Here is a 25,857-nt window from a genome sequence, read left to right on the forward strand (position 1 = left end):
ACCTGGAAATCGCGGCGGACGCCGCTCCCACAAGGCTGCAGCACCCACCTCAATCGCGAATGAATTCGCTCCTACGGCGGGGAGGCAATAGCCCGTAGGAGCGGATTCATCCGCGATCAAGCAACCGCTCGTAGACCCCCAGCAAGGCCGGGGCCTGGGTCTCCCAGGACAGGGCGCGGGCATTGGATTGGGCCTGATGGCGGAAATGGGCGCGCAGCTCAGCATCATCACGCAGGCGGATCATGGCCTCACGCACGGCCGCCGAATCCGCCGGATCCACCAGGAGACCGAAATCCGCCTCGGTGACAATCTTGCGAATCTCGGGAAAATCACTGGCGATTACCGGCACACCGGCCAATCCGTATTCAAAGATCTTGTTGGAGTCGGTGGTGTAATGATTCAGGCCCACGTTTTCCAGCAACTGCAGGCCCACATCCGCCGAAGCCGTCCACTCGGCCAACTCCTGCCAGGGTACCGCATCCAGCAGATGCACCCGCTCGCTGACCCCCAGTTCCTCGGCCCGCGCCCGCAGGCTCTCGCGTAGAACGCCCGGGCCCAGGAAAACAAAATGCGCATCGGCCACTTCCGGCACCCGATCAATGATCATTTCCAGGCCGCGCCGGGGTTGGAGCCCCCCTTGGTAAAGAAACAGCACCCGGTCCTCGGGCACCCCGGTGGCCTCGCGCAGACGCCGGCCGGGTTTGGCCGCCCGGTACAGGGGCCGGTTCTGAATCACCACCGGCCGGGGAATATCGTGCACCCGGGCGAAGTGATCGGCCCGCATGCCGGTGGTGGTGAGCATGGCAGCCACCCGGCGGGCAAAATAGCGCTCGAAGCGGCCCACCAGCGGCCCGACCCGGCCAAAGCCGGTGCGGTCGGTGGTGATCTCGTGGGCATCGTAGATGACGGGGCAGCCGCGGGCAGCATAATAAACCCAGGGCAGGGCCTGGATATCATGGGCGTGATAAACATCCCCCTTCAAAGAGCGGATGGCACGGGTAAAACGCAAAAAACCCGGCAGCACCCGCAACGCGCGGGAAAAAACCGCCAACAGCCCCGGCCGGTTCTTATGCAGGGCCCAGGGCACAGGGCGCCGAATGGTCAGCACATCAAACCCTTCAGGGTGGTGATAACGGCCGATCTCATCTTCATCCCAACTGGCCGCGACCACCGTAACCCGGGCCCCGTGACGGGCCAGTTCCGCCGCCGAACGCACCACGCGGGCATCGTGTTTCAGACTGCCCCAGACGGCCATGACAACCCGGCGATCCTGCAACTCAGGGGATTCAGCCGTCATCACGCCCCCCAAGGTTGGGAAGGCCGGCATACAGATCCACAAGCACAGCCTCCTGTGCTTCCCAGCTCAATGCCTTGCGATGGGCAAGGGCATTAGCGCCATAGCGCGCCCGCAACTCGGCAGATCCCACCATGGCATTCAGGGCCCTGGCCAGCTCCCCCGGCTGCTCGGGGTCGTAGACCCGGCCAATCTCGTGGCCCTGAACGATTCGCCGTATTTCGGGGAAGGCACTGGCCACCACGGGCAAGCCCGCCATGGCATATTCAAACAACTTATTGGAGTCGGTACTCAAGTGGTTCAGACAGGTATTGCGGATAGGCTGAACGCCGATATCCGCCGATGCCGTGTAAGTCAGCAACTCGGACAGGGGAACCGTGGGTATGAAAAACACCCGTGCCTGCAAATCCAGCGACTCGGCAATCCCGGAAAGACGCGCCGTCAACTGCCCGCCACCAATCAGCACGAAATAGGCCTCCGGCACCTCGGCGGCCGCATGAACCAGATCTTCCAGTCCGCGTCCTGCCTGCAAGCCTCCCTGGTACACGATGATGGGCCAGTCTTCTTTCAACGAAAGACGCTCTCTCAAACGCTTGCTCGCCTCAATCACCTGATAACGGGGCCGATTCTGCAGGATCGCCGGACGCGCCACCCCATAGGCCCGGGCAAAGAAACGCGCCCGCATGTCGGTGGTGGTAATCGTGGCATCCGCCCGGGGCATGAGCCGCTTCTCAATCGTACCAATACAGCGACGAACACCGGCATAGCCTTCCCGATCCGTACTGATCTCATGGGCGTCATACACCAGCCGGGCCCGGGACAAACGCGCCGCCAGCCAGCCTATCACCAGGGTATTGGCATCATGGGCATGGACCACGTCAGGACGGGTCCTGAGCAAGGCCAGCAACAGCAGCAACTGGGTATTCAGGCGAAAACACTGGGAAAGGAAGCGACGTACACGGCCCGGATTGGGTGGCGCAGGCGGTGATACCGATTGCCTGGATGATGCCGCTTCGGTTTTTTCCTCGGCGGCGGCTCGCTGCTGGGCATTCCAGCGGGCCACACGACGACGGCGGGACGGAATCAGCATCACGGGGGAACGCAGTACCCGCCGAACCTCAATCCCTTCGGCCAGCGTTTCCCGCTGTTCGGTTACCCCGGGGGTATGCAAGGCACAGACGGTGACCCGATAACCAGCCTCCACCAGGGTCTGGGCCTCCTTGAGCACCCTTGCATCGGTCTCGAAGGTATTCCAGACCACCATGCTGACCTGTTTCAAACCGGGCCTCCCCTTGCTACCGAGCGCTCACAACAACGGCCTATTCTACACGGGGCGATCAGATCCCGGCTTCCAACCAATGGATCAATCCTTGCAGGTATTCCCGGTCTGGAACCTGGTGGTGAACGGGAAGCACCGGTGCCGCCCGGTACATGCGCGCCAGGTGCAGGAGCTTGGCAGTGCGTGCCTCGCGGATATCCGAGGCCTGCCCGCTCTCTCCCACCGACAGGTCCGGCACATACTCCACCAGCCAACCGCGACTGGAGTAGTAGCTGAAGTCACTGACATTGGTAATCAGTACCGGTGAAAGGCGGCTGGCGGGGCTCAACAGTTCAGCCACCTGTTCGCAACTGGCCCGAATCAGCTCGGGGTCGGTATCCATGGCCCAGATGATCAATGGCATCCGGCCATCTTCCCCTTCCGCATGGGACAGGTCCGAACGCCAGGGCGCCGGATGATGCATATCCACACCGCCACGACCGTTCATGGGCGCAAGCAGTGACTGGGGTAGCGGCACCGGTCGTTGAAAGGTCAGCACTCGATAGAGATTGCCCAGAAAATGCGACACCCGGAATACCCGGCTCTGCCGCAGGGCATCAAAATGCTCCGCCACCACCGACTGCTCCGCTTCACGGAATCGCAGCTCGGAACGCAGGGCGGCAATGGTTTCCTCGGCGGTCTCGTCGGTCCGGGATGGCTCATCCATCACGTTTCTCCACACACTGCATGATTTCCCGGGCAGCCTGCCGGGCCCCGTCCAGGCTGGGATACTGGCCTGCATCAGCACAAGACAAGGCCAATACATCCTGAATGGCCCGGACCCGCGTTTCCGGGCCCTCACAATCAGAAACAACCACCGGCAAGGTTGTCGCCAGGTGCCGGGCCCGGCGCAACTGGTCATCGGTGGTCAGCTGACGGTTGGGCACCAGCAAGGCTGGAATCCCGGCCAGCAATAACTCACAGCAACTGTTATACCCCGCAGCCCCGACAAAAAGATCAAAAGCCCGCAGATAACGGGCCAGAGGATAGCACCGGATACGCTCCACCTGCGGTGGCAACAGCGGTTCCCGGATGGCAATGGGTGGCTGCGCCCAGACCGCCTTTACATCACGCTCGATCAGACCCGCCGCCAGGCCGGAGGCTATCTCGCGGGTATCCTTTTGATTGCCGGAGCCCAGGGAGAAAAGGGCATACTGCTCATCCGGGGCCAGTCCCAGTTCCGTCCGGGCCGCCTCCCGACTCAGCAATTCATCCGCCGCCAGCAGGGTCACCGGTTCCAGTGCAACCCGGCGGTAATCTTCCCGCTCGCTAATCACCCGATATTCATCCCCAATCTCCCCCGGCTCCAGGAGCAAATCACAGAAATCCTCATCCACCGGGACGGGACGGGCATCGGGCCGATTGGAACCACGGCGAGACCAAATGAAGGGGATATCATCGAATTGCCGGCACGCCTCCACCAGGCCCCTGAAGGGTATCGTGCCATCAAACACCACGGCCACGGGTCGCACGGCCCGCAGCATCAGCGTCATGCGATAGGCAAGCTCCCGATTCCAGGCCTCGGAACCGGAGGCGGACCAGAAGTGGGAAACGAAGTAATCCGCATCAAAACCAAAATCATGGATCACATCCACCGCCGAACTGAGGGTGAAGAAAACCGGCGTCACCTCCGACGACAGCGTCCTGGCATAAGCCAGGCAACGGTTCAGATGGCCAAGCCCTGCCCCATTGGTGTTGACGAACAACACTCGCGGCCTTGATGGCGCTGGCTGTGCTGAGTGCTGGCCTTCCGTCACCCCGTGTCCCCTTTATCATGGCAGTCGATACACCTACTTCCCGGCTACCAATGGTGCCAGACGCTGCAAAGCCTGCTCGTCCAGACGAGCTTCATGAATCCCGATATTCTGCTGTGAGCGAGCCGGGTCCAGAATCTCGCGAACCCGCTGCCCGCCCACCGGCGTCAGCGCCCACTGACACAGTTCCTCGCGAAGCCTTCCATCCCTGACCAGGCCCTCAAAGGCCACCTGGCGCACGGGCACTCGCCCCTGATCGGCCAGTCCGGCAATCCGCTGGCGGGTTCGCCGTTCATTGCCCGCATAAAAGTCGGCAAATTCCTGCACAGTACGCCAATGGCGATCATCGTCAAGCATGCGGTCCGCCCAGACGTCCCGCGGGTCCCGGTGAACACACACGGCCCTGGCCTGGTGGAACAGGGGAAGGATATCCACATTGCGGGCGAAGACCGCGTTGTTCAGCACCAGCACGGACTGATCCGGCTCGCCCCCGGCATGCCGAACCGCCTCCAGGCATGCCCGCTCGGCCAGGCAAGTCAGGGCATACCGGGCTCCTTCCACATCCTCGCTGGCCACGGCCGAGCACAGAGCCGGCAGGGTTTCGCTGAACATATACCAATGGGCCAGCCCAAAGGCGGATTGCATGGCCCGGGCCATCACCGCGCATTTGTACTCCGGGTATCCCACCCAGGCCCCGCCCAGCACATGGCAACGAAAGAGATCCCAGAGATCCCGCCAATGGGGCAAGGTCCCCTTGTCCAGCTTGCGCCAAAGCCCGCCTAGACCGGCCGCACCCTGGAACAGTGATACCTCCGAAAAGGATCCCTTGTTGGCCAATGCCTCGGGGGCGGCCTGGGGAAACTCCACCACGGTGTCATATTCCTGCAAGGCATTATGCATGGCCCCCGAGCCGGACCAACCATTGCCACAGACAAACACCTTGTGCACACAAACCGGCCGGCTTGCCTCAAGCGATACCGATGGCCCATCCCCCATTCGACACGCCAGGATCTGTTTCAGCATCCCATGACTCAGTGTCTGCACGGTGTCTGAATCATCCACGGGCAGATCCGCCGACCGCAACCATTCATCCAGGCGGGCAGCAGCCCCCTCGGCATCTCCCTGGTGAATGGCAAGCTCACATGCCAGCAAAGCGTACTGGGGGTCCGCCCGGTATCCACGGGCAGAAGCCAAGTCGCTTTCAAGGGCGGGCCCCGTCTCCGGGGCCACACCTGCCCGAGACTGGGCATAGTGCATGGCCAGGCGATCCACCGCGTTCCCCTGACCGGCCCCAAGGCCACGCTCAAGCAGCGCACCACTCAGTGAAAACTCACGGAAATCGAAGGCCACCCGTCCCAGGGCAATATCCAGTCGGCGTTGCTCACCCTGACGGGCCAGTTCAATCAGATCATCCGGCTCCGGCATATCCGCTTCAAGGATGGACGGCATGAAGCGCCAGAACTTCGCTGCCAGGCGATCACGAAACTCAGCCAGGGCCTCAAGCAGGCAGGCGGTTTCCTCATGCCATTGCAGGCGAAGCAAAAGTCGAAGGCGTGAAGCGGGGGAAAAACCCATTCTCGATTCATTGGCCTGGAAGGCCTTCCAGACCCTTTGCGGATGCCCTGCCCGCAGCCCGTGCGCTACCAGGCCATCCAGCCAATCCTGACGCTGCGGCTGACGATCCACCGCCACTGCCAGCAAGGCCACCATGGCCCGATCACTGGCCCGACCGTCCAGGCGACGCAGCAAACCAGCCACCCGGCCTTCCCCAATCAATCCCAGTGACAAGGCCACAGCACTCACATGCCCTATAAGACTGGCAATGGGGGGTACATTCAAAAAATGGAGCAGTAGGCCTTTCATGGTCTGCCATCAGTGTGGACGATGCGAATCTCTTTCTTTCAAGTGAAACGCAATCAATTTGCCAAAGCGGTCATGGCTCAGGGGGCCACCTATCCGGCGTTGAACCACATCGGTACAGGGCTGACCATTGCCCTCCACCACCAGGGGCCCGGCGTCCGTCATGCAGACATCCCAGCCCACCACAACACGGGGCTTGAAGGCTTCATGGGCCTGACGACAGAGATCAAGCACTTCGGACCAGGCCGGTATCTGCACCCCCTCAATCTGGGCGCCGTTATCCTTGCGCTTGTCATGCCTTTCCATGTCACCACTCAAACCCAGATAAGCCCCTTTACTCAAGGTACCGTCTTGCAGGTTCACTGCTGCCGAGATCCCGCCCGCATGGGCATTGTCCACCACCCCAGTCAATGACCCCGGCATGCGAAATGAGGCAAAGACCGGCTCTGGTGTGCCAGACTCATCCAGGATGGTCACTACACGGCAAGTGGAAGCCACTTCACCGGTCAGCGGCTTCAAAGCATCATGATTCACGATGCGAGGCTGCACGAGAAACTTGTCACCCGAGCGCTTGGCCTTCTTCCGGTACTTTTTGACGATGGCAGCGAAATCCTCGAATGCCTTCCCTTTTGATGACAGAAAACCTTTGCCGTCACCCTGAAAGCGAAAACGCTCGGCACCTCGCCCACCCTTTCCTGACACCGGCTTTACAAATACATCGAAATCGACCGTATCATCGTAGTCTTCATAGAACTGGATGCCCGATTCCGTAACGACACCGATGATCGGAACCACGGCAACATCGTTGGCGTGGGCATGCTCAAAGAACTTTCTCTTATTGGACAGGGAGACAGAAGCCGACCCACCCTGTGCATTCAGGTAACTGTAGACCACGTTCTTCATTTCATAGCGGTGCAGGTACTCGCTCGCCAGCTTCCTTGCCTCCCGCTTGTACCACTCGAACTTATAGTAGTTCTCCGGCATGGAAGGCACCCGAACAGCCAGCCAGAGCATTTCAAGCAGTTGCCGCCAACGCCCTTTCCCGGTAATGGCCTTAATGGATGGGCCATTCTCCACCACCAGATTGACCGATTGCGCCAGCACATCTTCCAGGAACCACGCACGCCAGTGGCGACGTCCCTTATAACGTGAGTACTGTCGCTGAGTTGCATCCTTGGGATGGTCCACCATGAATGGTGAAAGAAAGCGTTCTCGCTCACGGAAGTAGCAGGCATGGATGTAATCCGCATCCGATTGCTCGGGGTGCAGGCGCCGCATCAAGACGGGCATGACACGGGCCCGGCGTTTATGGCGTCGAGCCCATTTATACAAGAGTTTCAGCATCGTGCACCTTTGGCTTCGTCCGTGATGGCGAAAGAACATCCCACCTCTTCCGCCATCAAGAGGTTTTCCTGTTGATTGATAATCGAAACCCCCATGGCAGCATCTGCCTCCCTGATTTCCCGGAGCAAAGCCTGATTCTCCACCAGAAAACGATCCCGGGGCATGGGTACCAGATAATCCACAAGACCCTCTTTCACCAGGGTCAACCGTTCATCCAGGTTATCCCAGTTTGTTCTCAGCAGGACCACGGGTGCGTCCGGCATAAGGGATCTCACTCGCTCGACTTGCTCAGGGAAACGCACCATCCAGAAGACCTGCCCTTGGGCCTGTTCCCGGCGAAGGGCACTGGCCTGAACCACATCATGAATGATAGGAAGCACCTCGGGATCCTTAACCTTGATATCCAGAAACAGCCGCTTGACGCCATGTGCCCGACAGGCCGCCAGGTAGTCCACCAGACGCGGAATCCGGCAGCCGTTGTCCAACACCTGCCCCCGCAGCGCTGAATAATCCAATTGTTCAATCGCCGGGCCATCCGCAGGCAGACATCGATCATGATGGAGAACCGGAACACCATCCCGGCTCAGACGCACATCCACTTCCACCCCATCAATGCCCCCGGGCAACTGCCACAGACCCTCGATCAGGTTGGGCCTGTGCAAACTCGTGGTTCCCCGATGAGCGATCAGCAGCATGGCGCTACCAACCCACCCGCCGTTCAAATTCTTCCAACGGATAGAGGTCTTCCATGGCAATGGCAATCAAGGTGCCCATCTCGGGCTGCTTGTCGCGCTCATCCTCGATACGGTCCTGCATCCGAACAATTTCACCGGAACCCAGGCAGGTTCGATCCAGATTCTCGAACACCCACTCAGGAATCACCTGACTGGCATTGGAGTAGGCAGGGTCCGGATACTTCCAGCCAGGGCCGTAATAAGCCTTGAGGAAGGACTTGGTCTTTTTGGGGATATAGGCCTGCACGTGACGGAAATCCACGGTCTTTACTTTCTTGAAACCCTGAAAATCCAGCTCAAGGGCCGCCTGGCGTTGCGCCCAGACCTTGCCGTCCTGATACCAGACCGGGCGGGCATCCAGGTGGATATCCTCGCCCACCTCCGGATGCATGATGCGGAATGGCTTGCCACGACGATTCAGGCTGATCACGAAACCGGCACGCACCAGTTTCATCATGATTGCCTTGGTCTCTTCCCGCACCGAATCCGGATTCTGCTTGTCGGATACAAAGCCCACATCGAAATCATCATCGCCGGGAATGAAATCACCGTCCCGGTAGCGCCCCAGCAGGGTGCCGTACAACAGGAACAGCGGGCGGCCCACTTCCTCATCGAAAGCATCCCGGGCCCGGGCATACAAATCCAGATAGGCATCCTGGCGAGCACTAACGGTTCCCGGGTCCGCTGGCAGATAGCCTTTCTTGTCCAGCATTTTCCCGTCCGACAGCAACTCACTCAGACCACCCCGGGCATGGGGAATCTGGACACGCGCAACCCTTGCCTGCCCCCTGAACAGCAGTGGCATACCGTTATCGCTTTCCACCGCAATATCCGCATGGGGCGGAAACATTTCCAGCGCAGGGCGCTTGATGGTCAGGGAGAAACGCGCCTTGTTCTCTTGATAGTCCAGCTTGATGGTACGAATCAGTTGTCCGTCCAGCAGAATACGGACTTGCTCAGGTCGATCCGCCTCCCCCAGATCAACCGGCATCTTTACCTGGCCACTGACCTTGAGCCCGAGAAAGACAAAGCTGACCTTGAATTGCCCGGCCACTTCAAGCGGTCCTTCCAGCACGGAACAATGAAAGAGTGGGTCATAGACGCTTTCACCACTCTCCTGGAACAGGGCGCGCTCGAAATTGAACTGACTGGGTTGCCTCCGGCGGGAGATGGCCGTCTGACCCTTACGGTCAGCGGCATCGAAGGTCATCGCATGGGCCGCTCGGGCCCCATCAAAATCACCGGCCCGAAGACAATAGGCGGCAAGCCGTTCAGCCCAGGCCGCATTCCCCGTCAAACGGAACATGGCAGCCAGTGTCTGTTGCTTGATACGGCCTGACAGTCGGGCCTTGAGGGAAGCCGGGACCAGCCGCCGATACATTCCATACAACAACTGGCTCATTTAAGACGCTCCGCCGCCGAAGAAAGATCCTGTTGCAGGGAAAGCAGGGTCTGTTCCTCGGTCGGGGCCGGGCCGAAAGTGGGCGGGCCGGGCCAGAAGGCATCCTCCCATTCCACGCCATAACGGGAGACCGAACGGTCAAAGCGGGGCAACACATGGAAATGCACAATGGGGTCTTTCATCATCAGACACACGGCATTGATGCGAACCGCACCCAGCGCTTCCTTGGCAAGGCGCTCGGCCACAGCCAATTCACGCCCCATGTCGGCGGATTCTTCAGCACTCAACTCGGAAAAATGCAGACGCCCCGAGCGGGAACTCAACACCATGGACCCCAGGGTCATCTGCTCGGGCCGCACCGAAAGAATCCAGTGTTCGCTTTCATGCACGGTCAACTGATCCAACTGGAAGTTTTCACGAAACGCTGTCAGCGGATTGTCGGCATTCATCGTTCGCCCTCCTTGATGGAGTCACCATTCTGGATCTTCTCCAACACTTCACGCAGCTTGCTGCTGGAGGTGTGACGGGTATAGGGGAAGTAAACAATCTCCACACCTCGTTCGGCGAAATCCCGTTCCAGGGCATTCCATTTTTCGGAGCCTTTCCAGTCGTCCCCCACGAACATGCGATCAAAACGCAGATTGTTCCAGGCCTCGATCTTGTCCATATTGGTCTGGGGCACCACCTCATCCACGAAACGGATATGCTCCACAATCTCCATCCGCTCGGTGAAGGGGATCACGGGGCGTGTGCCCTTGCGCTGCTCACAGAGTTCATCCGTGGTCACGCCCACAATCAGATGATCACACTCAAGCTTGGCCCGCTTGAGCAAATTCAGATGCCCCACATGAAAGAGGTCATAGACCCCCGTGGTGTAGCCAATCATTTTCATTGCCCGCTTGCTCCCCATACCAAATAGTCACATCCAATCGAAATCGCGCCGGCCCATTTACCACACAGGCAGTCCCGGCAGGCCAAGCCACTGATTTTACATGCTTTGGGTTTATCAACCCACCATTCTCTCAGGCCCCATTGGACAGACATCGCGCTGTGACCCAGAATCTCCCCCTGTATTCTCACGGGGGGCAACACCATGACGATGACCATATCTGCCTGGATAGCCGGCCTGGTTCTGCTGTTCCTGTTGCTGAATACCGGCTTGCTGGCCTGGATCCTGCGACGACAGCGGCGCGCCAATCACGCTTTGAGGGAACTTACCCAGCACCTGGGCAAACGCATGGACAGCCTCTACAGGAGCACGGCCGAAGATGCCCATGAACAACTGGGTCGGCACGAGGCTTTGACCACTGAGCTGTCCGAGATCCACGGCTTCATCCATTACCTGGAAGGCGTCCTCCGGGAAACCCATCCCGATGGCCTGCCCGGCACCCATGCCGGACCGCCCCGGCCCGGGTCCAACGGCCATGACCGGCAAAACAATGACTGAGTTCGGGCCGCCCCCCTGGCCGGCAGTGACGGTAAGACCGGATCGCCCCCGGGTGGAAGGCAGCACCTTGCACCTGAGCTGGACACAGTCCGGCGGCGGCCCCCTGTTCAGGCACTGCCATTGCTTTATCCGCTACCCGCGCCAGTCACTGGAAAATCTGCCACCGGCAATCGCCTGGAGCGTCTTTTCTGGCCTGATCGCCAGCCTCTACGCCCGCCACCACCAGGAATTGACCTTGCACTTCCCCGAGCCCATCCCGCGGATGGCCCTGGCACCCTGGCTGGACCTACACCGCTGTGACAATGTCGTCGCAGGCCCGCTGAAAGAGTCCGAAGCGCCTGGCGCGCCATCGACATCCGAGCCGGAACACATCGGTATCCTGTTCGGCGGCGGCAAGGATTCCCTGGCCACGCTGGGCTTGATGGGGGAGCTTTTTGGCTACCAGCGCCTGACCCTGCTTTCCTGTGTCTTCCCCGAAAGAAGCCGCTACCTGCGCACCGTCGAACAGCGGCGGGACCGCCACGCCCTGGGGCCCATCCGGGGCCGAACCGGCGTTCGGGTCCAGAAGATCATCAGCAACTTGCGCTGCCAGATCGGGGAAGACGCCAGCAGTCGCGCCCTGCACACCGGCCTCTACCATGCCCTGGCCCTGCCCATGACCCGGCAACTGGGCCTGGAACTGGTCACCCACAGCAATGAGTTCAACCACTACTGGACCTCGACTCAACCGAATCGCCCCCGGGCCGGCTTCGCCCGTTCCCGCCCGGAAGCCGACGACTTCCTGGCCGACGCCCTCTCGCGACTCCTGCAGCAACCCCTGAGTATCAAGAACCCCAATTTCTGTATCGGCAAGGACGGAGCCATCCGCCTGCTGAAGGAACGCTATCCCGGCCTGCTGACCTCACTGATGATGTGTGAATCGGTCACCGACCCCAATCAGCGATGGTGCGGCAACTGCTATAAATGCTTTCAGTACGCGATTTACCGGCTGGCGCTGAACCTGCCCGACGCCGGGCTCGACCCCCAGACCTTCTTTGCCGAGAGCGAGTGGGTCCAGGACCACCTGGCCCGGGCCAGCCAGGCCAAAGTCGGCCAGTGGCTGCCGGAGCTCAGCAGCCGGGCCAGCTTTCCGGCCTTCAGCCACCTCTTTCATCAGCACCCGCCGGACACCCTGGCGAAACAACTCAGCGGCCAGGCGAAAGCACATTTCCTGGCCCTGACCCGGCCCTTCCCCCGAGAGCCCCATCCGGCCACCCAGGCCTGGATGCAGGCCGCCCTGGACAAGCTGGCCCCGCCCCGGACCCGGCAACTGGCCGCCATTCTCGACCAGCACCTGCCCCGGGAAACCGCCCGGCAAATTCAACTCCCCTGGGGCAGCCACCGCAGCCATATTGATTATGATGCAGCCATTGCACCGAAAACCGTGGCCATTGAAACTCCGGACGCTGATGCAGCTTTCAAGCTGTAACAGTGCCGCTCCTTCTCACCAACCTCCCGAATCTCAAAATCCTTCCAGAATACTGCTGAGATCCAGCACCTTGCTGTCGTCGCCGCTAAAGCGCTTGGCGTTGCCGGAAACCAGGCGTGTCTTTCCCTTACGGTTCTCCACGCGTGAGGCCTTGGCGGGTACCTTGGGACGAAGCTCGAACACTGTTGCCAGCAGTACATCATGCTCCTGGCCCTTCACCGAATAACCGAAGGTAGTGGTGGGAATGGTTTGCAGATAGGCGGGGGAGACCCAGCCCAGCATGGGGGATTCCTGACCACGGGCCTGGGTAAAGGTGGGTTCTCCCTCAACCCCTTCGGCATGAAAACTCACGGTGCAAACCCGCTCACCCCGCAGTCCCGTAATCAGGCGTTGATCATCATTCAACATGGTCAGTTCGTGATCCGGGTTGAGATGCCACCAGCTGCTGTACTTGCGACCCGCCGAACCCTCGCTCCGGAGCTGGTCAAGCACCACCAGCAAACGCTTGGGGAGATAAAGCACCGTTCGACGATGACGAATCTTGCGTTCCGGCCGATGCTGGTCCGCCCGTATCAGCCAGCCCTGGCCATAGGGCTCCACCGTCTCCATGGCATTGCCATGGGCATATCTCGACTCGATGGAAAAGGTCTTGCCATCCACTTCCACGGTATTGTGGGCACGGGTGCTCTTGAAGTAATTGCGGGCCTTGCCGGCGTTGTAGCCATACTTGCCGGGGTCCACCAGGATATCCTCGCCCCGCTCCTGCCAGACAAAGGACAGGCAATCCGCATGCTTGTGGGTCTTGGCAAAAAAACCGCCCTGCATGAACAGCAGGGAACGATCACCCCGCTTGGCATTGGGCCGGCTGCGCACCACGCCATAGGCATCCACCAGGGCGCCGACGGTTTTCCCGTTTTCCCGGTGCGGCCAATCCAACAGAGTCTCAGGGGATTTCAACTTGATACGCGGATTCCCGGAATCCCCCATGGGAACACAATAGCCATTGGGATCCAGCATCCAGTACTTGGCCACATGGGCCCGTTGCACCAAGTCAAAGATGGCCGACATATCGGCACTTTCCCACCAGGGGGCATCCAGCACCTGCTCGATGACCTTGATCACGAAAAAGTGATAATGAGGTGAGTGCTCACGATGCACCCCCAGATCACCCAACTGATCATGCAGCAAGGCCTCCAACTGATGGGCCGTGTAATCGATGCGCTTGTCCCGTTCCCCGGCATCCGGGTAAATCCACAGCAGGGCCATCAGGCCATTGAGCTGAAACAGGCCATGATTACCCGGGTTCAATTCCTTTGGGTCGGTCAGCTTCGCGAGATGGGATTCAATCAGCGCCGGCCAGAAATCCTGCTCCAGCAAATCGCGGTAACCGTAATAACGAAAGGCCCACAGGAGAAAGGCAATCTTCTGGGCCCGAATCCCGGTGGACATGTCATACCAGACCCAGCGAGAGCGCATGAAGGAACGGGCATGGTCATGCCAGGCGGCCACTTCCGCCACAATGCGCTCGGCCATTTCACGGGCCCGGCCCGGCTCATTCACCAGAATATGCAGCATGGAATCCAGGCTGCGCCAGGCATGGAACTGGAACATCCAGTTCCGGTCCTTGTAGGGCTTGATGGACCAATCGGCGGGGGAATCCAGCGGCACCGGTTCCAGATCCTTGCGGCCCTTGGCCACAAAACCCTCGCTGTCCTGCTGTGCCAACTCCTTGGCCGCATCTTTGATCTTGGCAATTTCAAAATGCCTGAGCGGCGGCAAGGTGTCCGGCTGCATCACATCCATTGATCACGTCCGTTATCTGAAAAAATGGGCGGCAAGCTTATCACGCGGTTTTGAGATCAAGCAGATCCGGATGCTTCGGATCTTTCACCCTACGGACGGCACCCCCCGTACCCGTAGCCAGAGCTTCCCGCACTTGCTGCCAATGGGCATGGCGCATCAGCACCCGAACCGGAATGGTGGACAAATCCAGCAGCTGGGCCATAGCCAGACGATGACTGCCACCATGCCCGAACAGAAACCCTCCCTCACGATCAATGGAGACAAACAGATCATCCGTCACCGGCGCCCCCCGTTCCTCGGCCGACTGCAATCGCCCTTCCTGGCGTATCTGCTCATAAAGGGCGTCCAGGCGATGGTAGCGGGCCAGTAATTGCTTCTCGCTCCGGCAGCCATCAATGCGCCCCTTTTCCTCAAGCCGGGCACGCTTGTGCGCCCAGATGGCACAGGCCGCCCAGGGCTTGCCCTGGATAAAATGCTCGGCCAGCTGATCCGCCAGAATCCCGGTATGCAGCACCTTGCGCCGCTGTAGATCCCAGCGGCCATCCTCCACCCGGCCCCAGTCATCCAGCTTCGCCCCACCGGCCCGCTTGGTCCGCATGTGGAAGGGGCAATGGTGGCTAATGGCTTTCGGGTCCACCTGAATATACTTCTCCGGATCGGCCAGGGCGGCATAGTCCTGTCTGGCTTTTGCCAGATTCGCCTCACAGACCGCTTTCCATTTTGACTGACTATCCACCATCAACATCCCTGAAAAAAAACATCCCAATCCAGTTCATCCCGGGTTTCACCCAGCATGAATGACAACAATACCCGCGACACATAATTGGGGTGATATTCCTCGCCGGCGTGCAAATAAAGACAAAGCGCTACCCGCTCTTCATCAAACCACCAGGCTTTGTCCTCAGCCTCGCCCGGTCGTTCCGGCATCAATCGAAGGCGGGGTTCATCGTGCAAGCCATCGGGCAGCGAGACCGCATTGTCGGTGACCAGGCAAAGCAAATCCACACGGGCCAGCCAGTCACGAATCCGGGCCGCCAGCAGCTGCCCCGACACATCCCCGGCTTCCAAATGCACCACCACCCGGTATGCCGGTGGAAATATCTCGCTACGGATGGACGGGGGCGATACCACATAGCGCTCCCGCAGCGGGAAAGGCATCAGCAATTGCTCACCGCTGCGATGCCAATGATTGAAGGCGGCAATATAGGCTCGCCGTGACTCGGACAGATAACTGGCCGGATCGCTGTCATCACGCAAGGACAGGTGCACGGGGTTTTGCCCGGTGAGGGAGTCCCCGGCGATCGGGGCCCAGTACAGCACACGGTCCACCACGCGGGTAGCCTCCGCACCCAGCACCGCCCTCACCCGCTTCTGAAACTCATCATCCGCCCCCACGCGAACCGCATCAAAAAACCCGACCCGGGCAATCAATTCACGGCGGAACAAGGCCGAGGGGTAACCCGGCCGGGCCTGTCGGCCCCGGTTCAACAGGACTTCCCCATGTTCATCCACCCGCTGCCAATGCACATAGCAAATCCAGGCCTGGGGATGTTCTTCCAGTTCGGCAATCTGCACGGCCAATCGAGCCGGATCCGAGGTGTCATCCGCATCATGCAGGGCAATGTATTGCCCCCGGGCCATCATCAATCCCAGGTTCTTGGCCCAGTAGGTTCCCCGGTTTTCCCCACAGCGAAGCAATCGTACGCGCCCGTCTTCCGCCGCCATGGCTTCCACACGGCCAGCGGTATCGTCCTCACTGGCATCATCCACCACGATCAATTCCAGATCCCGCTCGCTCTGCTCAAGGACCGAACGCATGGCCGCCTCGATGCTGTCGGCGGCATTCCAGGCCGTCATGACCACAGACACCCGGGGTCGGTCTTCATCCGATACAGGCGCATCCTTGAAGGGGGCGACTTCCTCGGCCAGTTCCGGATTGGGGCGGAGGCGATCCAGCAGGGCCAGGTAATCCGCCAGCAACTGGCGAGGATGAAAACGCGCCCGAACCGTGGCCAGGCCCTCACGGGCAAGACGTTCATGCAGCGGCTGATCTGAAAACAGGGAAAGAATCTGCTCGGCGGCCAAACGGTCATCGCCGGGCGGATACATCAGGGCGTTGCAGCCCGAGTCCAACACCTCTCTCACGGCGCCGGCCGGCGCCGCGACCACCGGCACGCCCGACCACATGGCCTCGTGCACGGTGAAACAGAAAGACTCCCGGCGAGAGCAGGAAAGCAGCACCCCCCGCGCCCGGGCAACGGCCCGGTAAAGCTCGGCCATGGCCGATTGGGAGAGGTTATGCAGCCATTGCAGGTGGGCACTCAAGCCCAGGGCCTCGGCCCGGGCCAGAAACTCCCCGACTCGCAGTGAATCCAGCTTGCCGCCGGTTACCACCAACACAGGGGTCTCCGGGCGCTGGCGGCAAACCCGCGCCGCCGTGTGCAGCATTTCCTGCCATTGCTTGCCCCCGCCCAGCTTGCCCACCCAGAGCAGGGGTTTCTGCCCGGCATGAAATGCAGGCACTGCCCCGGTGTCTGCCTGGGTATCTGCCGGGACTGGCAGCTGAACCGGGTTGGGACAAACGCTGATCTGCTCGTCAGGCAACGGGGGATACTGCAGTTGCAGCCAACGCCGGGACCAGTCACTGGGTACCACCACTCGGCGAGCCCCGCACAAGGTCTCGGCCGTCAATCCGCGTATCCCCCTGGGCAGGGAGGTATGCATCTCATAACAAACCGGCAGGCCCGCCGACACCGCCCGGCTGAGGACTTCCGGCGTATCAATCACCAGCAGTGCCTGATACGCCCCCTCGCGGGCGCTTGTGACGAACTGATCGGCCAGTCCGCGCGCCACGATATCCACCTGGCTCGCCCCGGCCCGCAGCAGATCCGGCCGCCCCCCATCGTCCCGCCCGAACAGGCAATGCACTTCCCAGCCAGCCGCCCGCAGAGCGGGCAGGCGCTGTTTGAGAACGGAAGTCACCCCGCCGAAATTGCAATAACGATAGGCCAGGAGCAATCGCTTCACGCGGCCACCTCTTCACCCAGTAGACGATTGGCCAGGGCCTGCCAGCTCAGCCCGTCCGCTGCTCTCTCCGCTGTCACCGGCGCGGCATCAAGGGCAGCATCCAGGCCGGCCAGGAATTCGGTTTCATCGGCATAGCAATGTACAAGGGGCTCGTCCTTGGACAGAGCCACGTCACACTCGGCGGGCAGCAATACCGGCAACCCCAGGGCCCGGAATTCCCCCCATTGCCAGGGGGCCAGTAGTTGCTGGCCGGTGGGCAAGGGCAAGATCGCCACGCGCCAATGCCCCGGTGCCGTGTCCGCAAACCCAGCCCCCGACGCCACTATCAGATTCTCCAGACTTGGCAGATCGCCGGGCGCCCCTTCCCCCCGGCAATAAAACCGCACATCAGGACGCGCGCGGGCGGCATGCAGCAAAGTCGGCCAGTCAAAGACCTCGGCAGCCAGACTGCCCCAGTAAACCACCGTCGGCCGATCGTCTTGGTCAGGATCCGTTTTGACAGGCGGGCGGGCCTCGGCGGAAGCGCTGGCCTCCCGCCCCGGCGCCCACAGGGGCACATGATCCCGCCCACACAATGTGGCCAGCCTGCCGGCCAGCACGGGGCCGGCAGCGGCCGCTACCGAAGCCTGTCGGGCCAGAGGGCCCTCGGCCAGGGTGGCACCACTGAGCTGGGATTCGCCGGTCAGGTAATAGGCGCAATGCCAGCCGGCAGCGGCAAAAAGGGATTGATGATGCAGCGCCTCGGTATCGGCCATGAGTTGCACCAGATAGCCGCCCCCCTTACCGGCCGCCGCCAGCAAGCGTTCACTCTGCTCGGCAAAGAGATCATCCGGGATTCGCAGCAACAGCGCATCCTCGGACTGGACCACCGGCACTTCGGCCACGGCCCGGGGGGCCAGCTGCACAACGGGGTGGCCGGCCAAGCGCCAGGCCTGAATCAGGCGAGGGACATAACCCACGTCACTGCCCAGGGCCTCGCGGCTGCGGATGATCACCGGCCGCCTGTGACACTCTACGGCCTGCGCAAGAAACCTCGTCACGGCCTCATCCAGCTGTTCCCGTTGCAAGCCCAGACTCAAGCCACTGGGCTGCACGGCCAGTGACTCGCATGTCAGATCGGGATCGGACCAGGCATACAGGGCCAGCTGGACTTGCCGGGCGCCGGGCGGGCACGGCAAGTCACAATGAACATGGCTGCTGCCGGGCCGGGTGGGTAGATAGCGATAGGCCCCCAGGACCTCGGATTCGGCGCATTCCGGGTAGGGCCCCGGCAATCGCTCACCTGCTTCATCCAGAAAGCGAAGCGCCACCGCCAATCCATGTCGATGGCCAGCCGCTTCTGCGTAGTCAATCTGGAGGCGGTAAAGGGTGCCATCCTGCAGGGCCTCGGATGTTTCAATCAGCGGCGGGGTCAGCTTTTTTTTTTGGCCGCCCCGTTCTTGCGCTGCAACAGGCGCTCGGCAAAACCCGGCATACCCGGCGTTACCAGCAGCGTTACTCCATCGGGCAGGCGATGCTGGCTGCGGGCGGCCCGCAATTCCAGGGTGTATTGCGGCAAGGCCGCCAGATCGGCAAAACCCAGGGTCACGGTCCCGCCATTGCTGGGCAGGTAGCGGTAATACTCACCCCGCTTGTTGCAATGCCAGCCCTCCAGGCCCTGGACCTTGGACAAATCCACATCGGCCTGCAGAAACAGCGCCGGCTTCATGGCCGCCACGGCCTCATTGGTTCCGGTCAGGGAGAACTGCAATCGATCCCATTCATTGTCCAGGCGCAGCCGGGCCAATCCATCTTCACTCGACACCGCCAGCTGGTGACCCTGACGCAGGGGGCGGGACAGGGGCGGCTCAAACGGCTGCTTGCGCCCGAACAGGGAACGACGCGGGCGCTGCTGGGCAGCCGCCTCGAAATGCCGCTCGGCACAGCGCTGCAACTGGGGCACCTGGAGCCGGGCCAGCCACTGCTGAAACTGCTCAAGATCCTTGTTCTGACTGTTTTCCACTTCCGACATGCGCTTTACCTTATCAAGCCGTCAGACCCTGGTAGAGTTTTGATGCATCTTCTGCCAGCCGTCGCCAGTCGCGATTTTCCCGCACCCATCGCAGCGCGGTCTCGGCCAGACGTTCACGCAGGGCATCGTCATCGGCCAGCGTGGCGATGGCCTCGGCCAGTGAATCCACGTTGCCCTTCTCGAACAGGCGGCCCGTTTCCCCATCCTTGACGATTTCCGCCAGCGCGGCAACATCAGAGGCCAACACCGGCTTGCCCAGCGCCATGGCCTCAAAGGGCTTCATGGGCGAGACAATCTCGGTAACCGGCTGAGGCTTTCGGGGGAAGACCATCACATCCATGGCCGCGTAGTAATCCCCCACCTGCTCATGGGGCACCCGCCCGGTAAACTTGATCTGCTCGCTGACACCCAGGCGATGGGCCTGCCATTTCAGACGGCTCAGCTGATCCCCGTCCCCCACCAGCAAACAGTATAGATTGTCCTGGCCCTGCTCCCGCAGACGGGCCACCGCCTCTATCAAATCATCCAGGCCCTCGTACTGGGGCATGGAGCCCACATAGCCCAATACCAGGGCGTCCGGAGGAATCCCCCACTCACGGCGAAGTGCCTGCCCGCCGGCATCGGCCTCGACATCCGGGGCGGGGCCGGCGAAACGCTCAGTGTCCACCCCGTTGGGGATCACCGCAATCTTCTCCCCCGGCACCCCGCGATCCACCAGCAACTGCTTGAGGGCATCGGTAATGGCAATGACCTGATCCGCTTCCTGGCAGGCCTGGGTCTCCAGCTGCACGATCATGTCATACAGCTCCGAGCCCTCGAAGCTGGGCTGGCGGGAGAGACGCGTCAGCTCCCACAGCCCCCTGACTTCATACACCGAGGGCAGACCCAGCTTGCGCCCGGCCCAGACCGCGGCAATCCCGTTGATGTGGTTGGAGGCCCCATGCAGCAGGGCCGGGCGGCGTTTTTTCGCCAGCTTCAGCACCGTCTCGGCATTGCGCTCCAGATAGCGCTCGGCATCCAGGCGACGATAACTGCGGCTGGGATCCAACAGGCGCTGATAGGGGACGCCATCCACCGTCACCCGGGGCACCACCCAGTGGGCCCGGTGCTTGAGATCCGAGGGATAACCCAGGCGGGTGACGCATTCCATGTCCCAGCCATGTTCAATCAAGGCCCGGGACAGGCCATGGGTACGGGTGGCATAGCCCCCGCTGTCCAAAGGAAGCGCATTATGTAACAAATACAAGACCCGACGCGTAGCGGGACGGGCATTGTGCGCCGCCTCCTGGGCCGGCAGGGCCACGCCCCCGCGCGCCAACATGCGCTCGCGGGCATCCAGAATCTCGCAGCTCCGCTCAAAGGCTCCTTCGCTGTGACGCAGGGCCTCGGCCAGTTCCCGGGTGCGGCGGATATGGCCGGCGTGGTTGTATTGATAGTAGAGGGATTTTCTCAGGCGATGCAGGGGGAACTGCGCCAGCAGGGCCTCGCCTTCCGCCAGGCCGTCCACGGGGTTTTCATCCAGGGCGGCGAGAAAGCCGCCCCAGCGGATATCCGGCTCGTATTCAGGCGCGGCATCCAGCAGGGCCGCGATGTAATCATCGGCCCGGGCCTGATCATAGCGCAGGCGCAGGGCGCGGCAGGAGGTGGCCACCGAGCTGGCGGTATAGATGGAATAGCGGGGCGGGCCGGGATAACGGGCTTCGGGATCGTTGGAGGCGGCATTGGGCGACTCGCCGTCCCCGGCCTCTGGGGCCGGTGCCTTGCTGGCTTTACCCAGACGCGCCTTGAGGGGCGCCAGGCGCAGCCATCCGGCAATGCGCTCATGGGGCAGGCCCAAGTGGTAGCTCATGGGCACCACCACCCGCCACTTGAAGCTGCGCAGGCCGGAAACCAGCTTGCTAGCCATTCACCACTCCTTCGGCATCGCCGGGCACTTCGGCCGGTCCATCCAGATAACTCAACAACTTCTCCACATTCGTAAAAGCCGCGTTGAACGCCGACTTCTTCTGTACCAGGTCCTCAATGCGATACGCCAGACAGGCGATCCGCAAGTCATCCAGCCCCAGATCATCCGGGCAATCCTTCCGGGCACGCAGTTTATCAAATACCGCATCCATCCGCCGATGGGTGAGCAAGGTCGGCGCCACGCCCACCCCCACCGGCTCCAGGGACCACTTGCCCCAGTCGGTCAATGTCAGGTCGCCGTCATCATCCGCGAAAGCGGTTTTCTCGCTCAAGCCGGCGTTATAGGGAAACAGGGGGATTCGGTTCAAACGGTCACGAATCTCATCCAGGCGGCGGGTGAGCTCGGCAAACAGCTCGCATTTTTCAGGGTCATCCAGGGCCAGCTCCATGCGTTCCAGCAGCTCCGGCGAGAAACGCTGGCCCAGATAAGGCTGGGACAGCTCAAACACCGAGCACAGGGCCTGGGGCGGCTCCAGCTGCCATAGTTCCAGGGTGAGCGGTAGCGCGTGGCGCTTCCAGGCATTGCGGGACAGAGCCTGGCCCTCACCCAGCTCATACAGGCGGCAACGGAAACCGGCCACCTCATACTCCGAGCGCACATCGGCCAGGCGCAGCGGACCGGCGCCCATGTGATCCCGGATCAGATCCTCGTTATCCAGGTTCTGTGCCTGCTTGAACGGCACCACCTGTTCCAGCCCCCGAAACACGGTCTCCCCTGCCCCGTTCTCGGCCTGAACCAGAAAGAGATACATGCCGCGCAAGGGGTCCACCCAGTGACTGCTCACCGACAAGGCATCATCGTCTGCATGCAAATTCAGCAGCTCCCGAATCCGGGCCTCGCGGCGCTCTGGGGTGTAATGGTATTGCAGGTCCTGAAAGGCGGAGCGGGCCTGTTTCACATGCTGCTCTTCCAGAAACACCAGCGGGTCAATGGTGGAGCGCTGCCCGGACAGACTCACCGCCGTACTCACCGCACCGCTCAGGGCCGAAAGCAGCTGGCGGGCAATCAGGAAGGAGAGAATGGCGATCAACACATTGATGCCATCGAACAGCAGGAAATCGATCACCAGATAGGAGAAGACCGCCAGGAAGAGAATGGCGTAGAGATAACCCAGATAAGAACCCAGGTTGCCCAGGATATAACCCCCGAAACCCCGGGGCTCCCGGGGTTCCACCGTCCGCAGTGCGGCCCAGGAAACCAACGCCATCAGGACGATGACACCGGTGGTAAAGACAAACAGCCAGGGGTGAATAAGAAAACCCGCCAGCAGCAGAATCGAGGCCAACAGAAAACTGGCGCTGACATCGGAAAAACTCGAAAAGTAGCGCTTGGCCAGTTCCTTCTGGTTCTGGACCACCGACAGCTGATTGGAAACCGCGAGCAACCGCTGACTGCCCTTCTCCGAGAGATTCTCGGAGAGCTTGTCCAGGACCAGGGTCAGCAGGTAGGCCACCACCGCCGCAATGGACAGGCCAATGGCCCACTCATTGCGCAACTCGGGTTCAATAAAGAAACGAAAATAACGCGGCACGCCGGGCGTGGCCAGCAGCAGCAAAACCTTCAAGGGGATGAAGAAGGCCAGGATCCGGGTGATGTTGGCGGTGGCCTTGGACCAGACCAGCACCGGCGTCATCACCGGATGAATGGCCATAAAGGCCCCCATCACAGCAAAATGCCAGCGCAAAAACTGCCAGGTACTGCTAAATAGACGCATCAGTGGAACCCGGGCCCAAACAAACAGGATATTGCGAGAAGCGCATTATACTGACTAAGGGGAAAATTTTCGCCAAACACCCTCCCCGGCTGGGCAGGAAACAACGAAAACCGATCTCGCGCCAAGACGCTAAGGCGCCAAGAAACCAGAAAAAAGAACTGAAAGGTTTTGACTTCTTAGCGCCTTCGCGTCTTAGCGCGATCCCATCCTTTCCGCCCTTGAATTTCCTGCCACCCTCCGCGCCTCAGCAGGGGACAAGCCCTACACCTTTGGAAAATGAAAATACTCCCGTTCGGGAATAAATTCTTCCTTCCACGGCAATCCAGGCTATAATAATCCCGGACGGGAAGATTTAGGCTGGAGATTCCGATAATGGACAAAATAATCCCGAACGGGATTATTCATGATGTAGCAATGCTGGGTGCCGGCATCCGCCAGCGTCGGCGCCAACTGGGCCTGACGCAGGCGGATGCCGCCATGGCCTGTGGCGTGGGTACCCGGTTCCTCGCCGAGCTGGAACGGGGCAAGCCCACCGCCCAGCTCGGCAAGACTCTGCAGATTCTCACCGGCCTGGGCCTGGAACTGACACTGCACACACGGGAGCGGACATGATCGTGGCAGGCCTGCTGAGCGAGGCCCAGAACTGAAACCAGAGCTTCGCCTACGACCCGCGCAGAATGAATACGGCGAAACCCCCAGCCTTTCCCGGATCACCAAGATCATGGGCAGACGCATCATTTTCATTAAATCTCCGCCCTGACTAGCCCCTCCCACAGGGCCGCGAGGACAGTGGGTATCCGCTGTATTGGCGAGCGCATGTATCGATGGACATCAGCAACGAGTCTTGAGTCCCCATCTTGATCTATTTCATGCCCCAGAAAATCCAGCAAGAAAGTCCGATCATCGCTCGCCAGAATCTCACCGGCTTGCCATCCAAGAACCGATATAGCTGCAAGGTGAAGATCATAGTCATGAAAAGCAGCGAGATCCGGATACCGGTCGTATATCTCATCCACATTGGCGATTCTTTCCGCATGCTCAATGAGATACGCAATATCCTCGGCATCCCGCCCCGGTTGCTGGTGGCCCCGCTCTTCCCATGCGAACAGCTTCAATGCCAACAGCCCGGCCGGGCTCGCAACGGGCACTTCCAGTTCATCATTCACCGTAACCCGGTAGGCTGCCTTGGCCGCACCGCGAAAACCTCGAACGGTCATCACCGAGTCACCATGAGGTGGCCACAGCACCTGGTTCCCCGGCCCTTCAACCCCGCCATAGGGAAGCAGATCGAAATACCGGCCATTGACCGCACGAAATCGTTTAGGCGGTCTTGCCAGTGCCTCAAAATGACGGGTGTCGGCACATGCCTGGCACAGCCTGTCGAAATGAGCCCAGTCCTCGACCCAGACTGCAAAATCGGTATCCTCCGTAGCCCGTCCTTTCGGCCATTGATAGACGCTTTCGAGCAAAAGACATCGGGCGGTGGCCCCCACAATAAGCCAGGGCACGGTTGCCAATTCTGCTGCCCTTGAGAACTGTCGCAGCGATTCCAGAAGTTCCTCATCGACAGTCGTATGCAAGCTCACAGGAACTGCTCCCGAATCAAACCGGCTGCATCCAGGCACCGCGCGTCGCCGGTACCGACCAGATCCGCGTAAACAAGAAGAGGCGGAACCAAGCGCTTGCCACCGTATTCTTTTACAGCATCGGCTTTATCGAAATCCCAGAACGGTTGCAACAACTCAAGCTCACCTTCGTCATCGCGGCTCAATCTCAGACGCCGGGCCAGCTCATTCAGCTTCGGTCGACCGTAAACCGTAACGCGCCCGGGACGAAGATACTGGGTGAGCACAGAAGCGGCCGGTTCGCCTCCCAACCAGAGATCATGGGCCCTGAAATCAGCCAGCTCAAAACTGCGCCACCAGTCCGGGTCGTGAGCGCGGAATCGCTGCCCACCCAGTCTCGGCCGCAACTTCTGGAGATACCCCTCGACCCAACGATCAAGCAGCTCATCTTCTCTGTCGGGGTCAAAAATCCGGCCCCCCTTTCGGGACCGACAGTACCCCAGTCGCTCGAGATCCTCGATGGTGCCGGCAACGGTACCCAGTGCAACCCCGGAGTAACGGGCCAGGGTCCGATAGCTGCTATTTCGCTGGGAATACAGACTCAACAGCGTGAAGATCACTTTCAGGCCAGCGGGCTGAAAGGCCCGGACGACCTTCGCTGGCCGAGACTTGGCAACATGCTTGCCCGAAAGGCGGATATGAACATAGGGCTCGGTTGAACGCAGATAGACATTGCCAATGCCGTCCACATACTGAATACCGAGCGTTTTCAGGCTGGCGAGGGCCTCAGCATCGATCCGTTCGGCCACCAGAAGGTAGGGGCCCGGTACAGGTAGCCGCTGGGCAACCGCTGCGACATTCCGGGCCACCGCCGCAGTCACCTGACGGCGGACCAGCACCGCATACTGGATGTCGGGCCCTTTCTCCGGGAAACGCAGATCGAGAAAGGCCTCAATACCGTCTCTCGGGCGAGTAATGCCGTTGAAACGACGATCTGTTTTAGGCTCATCTGTTCGGACGCCGGCCTGCTGCGCCAACACCTGCCGGGCCGTCTCAATGAGCGAAAATTTTGTCGGCTGGTCCATGACTGTTCAATAAAAAACGCTGTTCAATAAAATTGAACATAGCATAATATTGAACACCCCGCCAT

At 60.8% G+C, this 25,857-nt stretch carries 22 protein-coding genes; 3 read left to right on the forward strand and 19 right to left on the reverse strand.

All coding sequences use genetic code 11. The annotated features are described in order from the left end of the window. Positions 1-106: 106 nt before the first annotated feature. The 10 genes from J2T60_RS09250 to J2T60_RS09295 form a co-directional block, all read right to left on the reverse strand. Positions 107-1,297: a glycosyltransferase family 4 protein gene (locus J2T60_RS09250; RefSeq protein ID WP_253448819.1), complete on the reverse strand. Its 1,191-nt coding sequence runs from the start codon at positions 1,295-1,297 to the stop codon at positions 107-109. Further along, on the reverse strand, positions 1,287-2,573 hold the full coding sequence (locus J2T60_RS09255; protein ID WP_253448822.1) for a glycosyltransferase family 4 protein: 1,287 nt from the start codon (positions 2,571-2,573) through the stop codon (positions 1,287-1,289). The genes J2T60_RS09250 and J2T60_RS09255 overlap by 11 nt, the downstream gene beginning before the upstream one ends. Positions 2,574-2,631: 58 nt before the next feature. After that, on the reverse strand, positions 2,632-3,279 hold the full coding sequence (locus tag J2T60_RS09260) for a hypothetical protein (RefSeq protein ID WP_253448825.1): 648 nt from the start codon (positions 3,277-3,279) through the stop codon (positions 2,632-2,634). After that, a complete protein-coding gene (locus J2T60_RS09265) occupies positions 3,272-4,321 on the reverse strand; it encodes a glycosyltransferase (RefSeq protein WP_253448827.1) in 1,050 nt (349 codons plus the stop codon). The genes J2T60_RS09260 and J2T60_RS09265 overlap by 8 nt, the downstream gene beginning before the upstream one ends. 81 nt (positions 4,322-4,402) lie before the next feature. Beyond that, positions 4,403-6,229 (reverse strand): hypothetical protein, encoded by a 1,827-nt coding sequence (locus J2T60_RS09270; protein ID WP_253448830.1) that lies wholly within the window; start codon positions 6,227-6,229, stop codon positions 4,403-4,405. Positions 6,230-6,238: 9 nt separating this feature from the next. After that, on the reverse strand, positions 6,239-7,570 hold the full coding sequence (locus J2T60_RS09275; protein WP_253448833.1) for a sugar-transfer associated ATP-grasp domain-containing protein: 1,332 nt from the start codon (positions 7,568-7,570) through the stop codon (positions 6,239-6,241). Continuing rightward, the gene (locus tag J2T60_RS09280; RefSeq protein WP_253448836.1) at positions 7,564-8,232 is read right to left on the reverse strand and encodes a glycerophosphodiester phosphodiesterase; all 669 of its coding nucleotides are present in this window, start codon (positions 8,230-8,232) and stop codon (positions 7,564-7,566) included. The genes J2T60_RS09275 and J2T60_RS09280 overlap by 7 nt, the downstream gene beginning before the upstream one ends. Before the next feature lie 37 nt (positions 8,233-8,269). Beyond that, the gene (locus tag J2T60_RS09285) at positions 8,270-9,706 is read right to left on the reverse strand and encodes a LicD family protein (RefSeq protein WP_253448854.1); all 1,437 of its coding nucleotides are present in this window, start codon (positions 9,704-9,706) and stop codon (positions 8,270-8,272) included. Further along, positions 9,703-10,155, reverse strand: a complete 453-nt coding sequence (locus J2T60_RS09290) for an HIT family protein (protein WP_253448857.1) — start codon at positions 10,153-10,155, stop codon at positions 9,703-9,705. The genes J2T60_RS09285 and J2T60_RS09290 overlap by 4 nt, the downstream gene beginning before the upstream one ends. Then, the gene (locus J2T60_RS09295; protein WP_253448860.1) at positions 10,152-10,598 is read right to left on the reverse strand and encodes an FAD synthase family protein; all 447 of its coding nucleotides are present in this window, start codon (positions 10,596-10,598) and stop codon (positions 10,152-10,154) included. Before J2T60_RS09295 ends, J2T60_RS09290 begins: the two co-directional genes overlap by 4 nt. A 201-nt stretch (positions 10,599-10,799) precedes the next feature. Here J2T60_RS09295 and J2T60_RS09300 point away from each other — a divergent pair, with 201 nt between their 5' ends. Continuing rightward, a complete protein-coding gene (locus J2T60_RS09300; RefSeq protein ID WP_253448863.1) occupies positions 10,800-11,153 on the forward strand; it encodes a hypothetical protein in 354 nt (117 codons plus the stop codon). Next, entirely contained in the window at positions 11,146-12,621 is a 1,476-nt protein-coding gene (locus tag J2T60_RS09305) for a hypothetical protein (RefSeq protein ID WP_253448866.1), read from the forward strand. Before J2T60_RS09300 ends, J2T60_RS09305 begins: the two co-directional genes overlap by 8 nt. Before the next feature lie 33 nt (positions 12,622-12,654). Here J2T60_RS09305 and J2T60_RS09310 read toward each other — a convergent pair whose 3' ends face one another. The 7 genes from J2T60_RS09310 to J2T60_RS09340 form a co-directional block, all read right to left on the reverse strand. Beyond that, positions 12,655-14,424, reverse strand: coding sequence for a heparinase II/III family protein (locus J2T60_RS09310; RefSeq protein WP_253448869.1), 1,770 nt, complete (start codon positions 14,422-14,424; stop codon positions 12,655-12,657). A 40-nt stretch (positions 14,425-14,464) separates the two neighbouring features. Continuing rightward, positions 14,465-15,169: a hypothetical protein gene (locus J2T60_RS09315; protein ID WP_253448871.1), complete on the reverse strand. Its 705-nt coding sequence runs from the start codon at positions 15,167-15,169 to the stop codon at positions 14,465-14,467. After that, positions 15,163-17,451 carry a glycosyltransferase gene (locus tag J2T60_RS09320; protein ID WP_253448874.1) on the reverse strand — a complete coding sequence of 763 codons (2,289 nt, stop codon included), beginning with the start codon at positions 17,449-17,451 and terminating at the stop codon, positions 15,163-15,165. Before J2T60_RS09320 ends, J2T60_RS09315 begins: the two co-directional genes overlap by 7 nt. After that, positions 17,448-18,761, reverse strand: a complete 1,314-nt coding sequence (locus J2T60_RS09325) for a glycosyltransferase family protein (RefSeq protein ID WP_253448877.1) — start codon at positions 18,759-18,761, stop codon at positions 17,448-17,450. The genes J2T60_RS09320 and J2T60_RS09325 overlap by 4 nt, the downstream gene beginning before the upstream one ends. A 101-nt stretch (positions 18,762-18,862) precedes the next feature. Further along, positions 18,863-19,462 (reverse strand): hypothetical protein, encoded by a 600-nt coding sequence (locus tag J2T60_RS09330; protein ID WP_253448880.1) that lies wholly within the window; start codon positions 19,460-19,462, stop codon positions 18,863-18,865. A gap of 13 nt (positions 19,463-19,475) precedes the next feature. Further along, positions 19,476-21,368 carry a glycosyltransferase family 4 protein gene (locus J2T60_RS09335; RefSeq protein ID WP_253448883.1) on the reverse strand — a complete coding sequence of 631 codons (1,893 nt, stop codon included), beginning with the start codon at positions 21,366-21,368 and terminating at the stop codon, positions 19,476-19,478. Continuing rightward, complete coding sequence (locus J2T60_RS09340; RefSeq protein ID WP_253448886.1) at positions 21,361-23,142, reverse strand: hypothetical protein; 1,782 nt, start codon at positions 23,140-23,142, stop codon at positions 21,361-21,363. The genes J2T60_RS09335 and J2T60_RS09340 overlap by 8 nt, the downstream gene beginning before the upstream one ends. A 372-nt stretch (positions 23,143-23,514) precedes the next feature. Between J2T60_RS09340 and J2T60_RS09345 the strand changes: the two genes are divergently transcribed. After that, positions 23,515-23,754, forward strand: coding sequence for a helix-turn-helix domain-containing protein (locus tag J2T60_RS09345; RefSeq protein ID WP_253448889.1), 240 nt, complete (start codon positions 23,515-23,517; stop codon positions 23,752-23,754). Between the two features lie 131 nt (positions 23,755-23,885). On the opposite strand, the gene J2T60_RS09350 is transcribed toward J2T60_RS09345, so the two are convergent. Together J2T60_RS09350 and J2T60_RS09355 are read right to left on the reverse strand one after the other, a co-directional pair. Then, positions 23,886-24,728: a nucleotidyl transferase AbiEii/AbiGii toxin family protein gene (locus J2T60_RS09350; protein ID WP_253448892.1), complete on the reverse strand. Its 843-nt coding sequence runs from the start codon at positions 24,726-24,728 to the stop codon at positions 23,886-23,888. Beyond that, positions 24,725-25,792, reverse strand: coding sequence for a type IV toxin-antitoxin system AbiEi family antitoxin (locus J2T60_RS09355; protein ID WP_253448895.1), 1,068 nt, complete (start codon positions 25,790-25,792; stop codon positions 24,725-24,727). Before J2T60_RS09355 ends, J2T60_RS09350 begins: the two co-directional genes overlap by 4 nt. Positions 25,793-25,857 lie beyond the last annotated feature (65 nt).

Origin of the sequence: Natronospira proteinivora (genome assembly GCF_024170465.1) — a bacterium.
Classification (GTDB): Bacteria; Pseudomonadota; Gammaproteobacteria; order Natronospirales; family Natronospiraceae; genus Natronospira; species Natronospira proteinivora.